This window comes from Vibrio makurazakiensis (assembly GCF_050337375.1).
GTDB lineage: Bacteria > Pseudomonadota > Gammaproteobacteria > Enterobacterales > Vibrionaceae > Vibrio > Vibrio makurazakiensis.
Map to the genome: position 1 here is coordinate 1 of NZ_JAKJSW010000252.1, position 5,535 is coordinate 5,535.

At 44.8% G+C, this 5,535-nt stretch carries 1 protein-coding gene, 2 tRNA genes and 2 rRNA genes; all 5 read left to right on the forward strand.

The annotated features are described in order from the left end of the window. Positions 1 to 117: 117 nt before the first annotated feature. Entirely contained in the window at positions 118 to 2,691 is a 2,574-nt protein-coding gene (clpB, locus tag L4C33_RS19225) for an ATP-dependent chaperone ClpB (protein ID WP_428814016.1), read from the forward strand. A 567-nt stretch (positions 2,692 to 3,258) separates the two neighbouring features. After that, positions 3,259 to 4,813, forward strand: a 16S ribosomal RNA gene (locus tag L4C33_RS19230). Positions 4,814 to 4,879: 66 nt separating this feature from the next. Beyond that, positions 4,880 to 4,956: transfer RNA gene (locus L4C33_RS19235), tRNA-Ile, on the forward strand. Positions 4,957 to 4,977: 21 nt separating this feature from the next. Beyond that, positions 4,978 to 5,053 (forward strand) — tRNA-Ala (locus tag L4C33_RS19240). Positions 5,054 to 5,354: 301 nt separating this feature from the next. After that, positions 5,355 to 5,535, forward strand: a 23S ribosomal RNA gene (locus tag L4C33_RS19245); the annotation flags it as partial.

Below are 5,535 nucleotides of genomic sequence, written 5' to 3' on the forward strand. Positions count from 1 at the left end.
GAATAGCCGAGCAATACTACGTTAGATCAAGCTTCACTCTTTTCCCCCTTGAAAATCCCTTATACCGTATCCATCTTCTATGCATAAGATAAATATCTATCATTTAGGAAGGTTGGCATGCGTCTCGATCGATTCACCAGTAAATTTCAAGTAGCGATTTCTGATGCTCAGTCACTCGCGCTGGGTCGTGATCACCAATATATTGAGCCGGTTCATTTAATGGTTTCATTGTTAAACCAGGATGGCAGCGCAATTCGCCCACTATTAACAATGTTAAATGTCGACGTTGTCCAGCTGCGCTCAAAACTCAGTGAAATGTTGGATCGTGTGCCTAAAGTGAGTGGCATTGGTGGCGATGTTCAGCTATCTAGTGCTATGGGTACTTTGTTTAACCTGTGTGACAAAGTAGCGCAAAAACGTCAAGACTCTTATATCTCGTCTGAAGTGTTTTTATTAGCAGCTGTTGAAGATAGAGGTCCATTAGGAAATTTGTTGAAAGAGCTTGGTCTTACTGAAGACAAACTGTCTCAGGCAATAGAACAAATCCGAGGTGGTCAAAAAGTCGATGATCCAAATGCAGAAGATAGACGACAAGCCCTAGAAAAATTCACCATTGATCTTACTGAACGTGCAGAGCAGGGCAAACTCGACCCTGTTATTGGTCGTGATGATGAGATCCGCCGAACCATCCAAGTACTTCAACGAAGAACGAAAAATAACCCTGTGATCATTGGTGAACCTGGTGTGGGTAAAACGGCCATTGTTGAAGGTTTGGCACAGCGAATTATTAATAATGAAGTACCAGAAGGCTTACGTGGACGCCGAGTTTTATCGCTAGATATGGGGTCTTTAGTTGCTGGTGCAAAATACCGTGGTGAGTTTGAAGAGCGATTGAAATCAGTATTGAATGAATTGTCTAAAGAAGAGGGCAATGTCATTTTATTTATCGATGAATTACACACCATGGTTGGAGCCGGTAAAGGTGAAGGCTCTATGGATGCGGGCAACATGCTTAAACCTGCATTAGCCCGTGGTGAGCTACATTGTGTTGGTGCAACAACCCTAGACGAATTTCGTCAGTACATTGAAAAAGATCCAGCCTTAGAACGTCGCTTTCAAAAAGTGTTAGTCGATGAACCTACGGTCGAAGATACCGTGGCTATTCTGCGTGGATTAAAAGAACGCTATGAACTACATCATCACGTAGAAATAACAGACCCAGCGATTGTGGCAGCAGCAACGTTATCTCATCGATACGTTTCTGACCGTCAGCTACCCGATAAAGCGATTGACTTGATCGATGAAGCAGCATCGAGCATCCGGATGCAGATTGACTCAAAACCTGAGTCATTGGATAAATTAGAACGCAAGATCATTCAACTGAAAATTGAGCAGCAAGCCCTGACCAATGAGAATGATGACGCAAGTGAAAAGCGTCTGAAAACTTTGCAAGAAGAGCTGCAACTAAAAGAACGTGATTTTGCTGAGTTAGAAGAAGTTTGGAATGCTGAAAAAGCTTCTTTATCTGGCACTCAGCATATTAAGTCAGAGTTAGAACATGCGCGTATGGATATGGATTTTGCTCGGCGCGCTGGCGATCTTAACCGAATGTCGGAACTGCAGTATGGGCGTATCCCTGAACTAGAGAAACAACTGGATCTTGCTACACAGGCTGAAATGCAAGAGATGACGTTACTTCGGAATAAAGTAACGGATGCTGAGATTGCTGAAGTTTTGTCTAAACAAACGGGCATTCCAGTGACGAAAATGCTAGAAGCTGAAAAAGATAAGCTCCTTAAAATGGAAGGTGTGCTTCATAACCGAGTGATTGGCCAAGTTGAAGCCGTTGAAGTTGTCTCGAATGCAATTCGTCGTAGCCGAGCAGGTTTGTCAGATCCAAATAAACCCATTGGTTCATTTTTATTTCTTGGTCCTACCGGCGTCGGTAAAACCGAATTATGTAAAACACTCGCAAATTTTATGTTTGATAGTGAAGAGGCAATGGTTCGTGTTGATATGTCCGAATTTATGGAAAAGCACTCTGTTGCTCGTTTAGTTGGTGCTCCTCCTGGCTATGTAGGGTATGAAGAAGGTGGCTACTTAACGGAAGCTATTCGTCGTAAGCCTTATTCAGTCATATTGTTAGATGAAGTAGAGAAGGCGCACCCTGATGTATTCAATATCCTACTTCAAGTACTTGATGATGGCCGTTTAACCGATGGCCAAGGTAGAACGGTTGATTTTAGAAATACGGTTTTGATTATGACTTCTAACCTAGGGTCAACTCGAATTCAGGAAAACTTCAAAACTCTAGATTACCAAGGAATCAAAGATGAGGTCATGGATGTTGTGGGTAAACATTTTAGACCTGAGTTCCTAAATAGAGTGGATGAAAGTGTTGTCTTCCACCCATTAGGGCGTGAGCACATTCAATCCATCGCTTCTATTCAGCTTGATAGATTGGGTCAAAGAATGGAAGAAAACGGTTATCAACTTGAAGTTTCTGACAAGGCGTTGGAATTAATCGCCCAGGTGGGCTTCGATCCAGTCTTTGGTGCGAGACCACTAAAGAGAGCAATTCAACAAAGTGTTGAGAACCCTCTTGCGAAAGCAATCCTTGCTGGAAAGATCAATCCGGACAAACCAGTGAAGTTATTAGTTAGTAATGACAAGATAGTGGCACATCAATAAAGTCACTATTGACTAGGTGCTTTTGATAGCAAAATAACCAATGTGATAGATATATCACCCGTTTGTTTGATTTGTGTGCAAACAAACGGAGTGGTGGCAATTAAAGGTTGTCCTAAAGGAATTACTCCCTATAATGCGCATCCGTTGTCACGGGAAGCCGAACTAAGATTAGTAAGACAACAAGACGGTTGAGTTAATCAATTAACTCTAGGAGAAATAAACAGAAAGTGTTTGACACTCGATGTTATCTAGCTAGAATGACCGTCCGCTTTGAGAACTTCTTTGTAGAAAAGAATGCTTTGAAAAGCAAAGCTCTTTAACAATTTAAACCTATCAATCTGTGTGGGCACTCGTTGATGATATCAAAAAAGATTTCYTCGGAAATCGACTTTGGTTTCAATGAACTGAGTGACCAATACGAATAGTTRTTCTCTTTRTAGAGAGYGGTTATTTGGCACAGTCAATTCATTACCATTCTGTTGGAATGGTAATAGCTTTAGAATTACATGTTCATTTTCGAATGAATAWTAGTTTTGAAGTCAGTATTCATTGAGCCGACAAAATCTTAAATTGAAGAGTTTGATCATGGCTCAGATTGAACGCTGGCGGCAGGCCTAACACATGCAAGTCGAGCGGAAACGACAMYATTGAYTCTTCGGATGATTTGTTGGGCGTCGAGCGGCGGACGGGTGAGTAATGCCTAGGAAGTTGCCCGGTAGAGGGGGATAACCATTGGAAACGATGGCTAATACCGCATAATCTCTATGGAGCAAAGCAGGGGACCTTCGGGCCTTGTGCTACCGGATACGCCTAGGTGGGATTAGCTAGTTGGTGAGGTAATGGCTCACCAAGGCGACGATCCCTAGCTGGTCTGAGAGGATGATCAGCCACACTGGAACTGAGACACGGTCCAGACTCCTACGGGAGGCAGCAGTGGGGAATATTGCACAATGGGCGAAAGCCTGATGCAGCCATGCCGCGTGTATGAAGAAGGCCTTCGGGTTGTAAAGTACTTTCAGTTGTGAGGAAGGGGTTAAGCTTAATACGCTTAGCTCTTGACGTTAGCAACAGAAGAAGCACCGGCTAACTCCGTGCCAGCAGCCGCGGTAATACGGAGGGTGCGAGCGTTAATCGGAATTACTGGGCGTAAAGCGCATGCAGGTGGTTCATTAAGTCAGATGTGAAAGCCCGGGGCTCAACCTCGGAACTGCATTTGAAACTGGTGAACTAGAGTACTGTAGAGGGGGGTAGAATTTCAGGTGTAGCGGTGAAATGCGTAGAGATCTGAAGGAATACCAGTGGCGAAGGCGGCCCCCTGGACAGATACTGACACTCAGATGCGAAAGCGTGGGGAGCAAACAGGATTAGATACCCTGGTAGTCCACGCCGTAAACGATGTCTACTTGGAGGTTGTGGCCTTGAGCCGTGGCTTTCGGAGCTAACGCGTTAAGTAGACCGCCTGGGGAGTACGGTCGCAAGATTAAAACTCAAATGAATTGACGGGGGCCCGCACAAGCGGTGGAGCATGTGGTTTAATTCGATGCAACGCGAAGAACCTTACCTACTCTTGACATCCAGAGAAGCCAGYGGAGACRCAGGTGTGCCTTCGGGAGCTCTGAGACAGGTGCTGCATGGCTGTCGTCAGCTCGTGTTGTGAAATGTTGGGTTAAGTCCCGCAACGAGCGCAACCCTTATCCTTGTTTGCCAGCGAGTAATGTCGGGAACTCCAGGGAGACTGCCGGTGATAAACCGGAGGAAGGTGGGGACGACGTCAAGTCATCATGGCCCTTACGAGTAGGGCTACACACGTGCTACAATGGCGCATACAGAGGGCAGCAAGCTAGCGATAGTGAGCGAATCCCAAAAAGTGCGTCGTAGTCCGGATTGGAGTCTGCAACTCGACTCCATGAAGTCGGAATCGCTAGTAATCGTAGATCAGAATGCTACGGTGAATACGTTCCCGGGCCTTGTACACACCGCCCGTCACACCATGGGAGTGGGCTGCAAAAGAAGTGGGTAGTTTAACCTTTCGGGGAGGACGCTCACCACTTTGTGGTTCATGACTGGGGTGAAGTCGTAACAAGGTAGCCCTAGGGGAACCTGGGGCTGGATCACCTCCTTATACGAAGATATCACGATAAGTGTCCACACAGATTGATTAGGTTTAGAAAGTAAAAGAGACGATATTGGGTCTGTAGCTCAGCTGGTTAGAGCGCTCGCCTGATAAGCGGGAGGTCGGTGGTTCAAGTCCACTCAGACCCACCAATATCGATTGCAACAACAGATGGGGCTATAGCTCAGCTGGGAGAGCGCCTGCCTTGCACGCAGGAGGTCTGCGGTTCGATCCCGCATAGCTCCACCATCTTTAAGCACATTTACTTAAGTGTTTTTAAAAATGGTTCAATTTATTGAATCAAGCTCTTTAACAATTTGGAAAGCTGACTGATTGATTTACTTACGAGTAATTCAATCAAATTTAAAAGTTCTCAATGTTTATCTTTAWGATAAACACAACAAACACATTCAAGTGTCTTGTATTCGAATCAAACGTTAGTTTGATTCACAATTGAGTCCGGCAAACAGTCATTGAGAATTAACCCTTCTTAATGACAACCAAAAACCTTGGTTGTTTGAACATACATTAAGACCCTTTCGGGTTGTATGGTTAAGTGACTAAGCGTACACGGTGGATGCCTTGGCAGTCAGAGGCGATGAAAGACGTAATAACTTGCGATAAGCCCAGATTAGGTAGTAATAACCTTTTGAGTCTGGGATTTCTGAATGGGGAAACCCACGTGCATAAGCACGTATCCTGTTGTGAATACATAGCAACAGGAGGCAAAC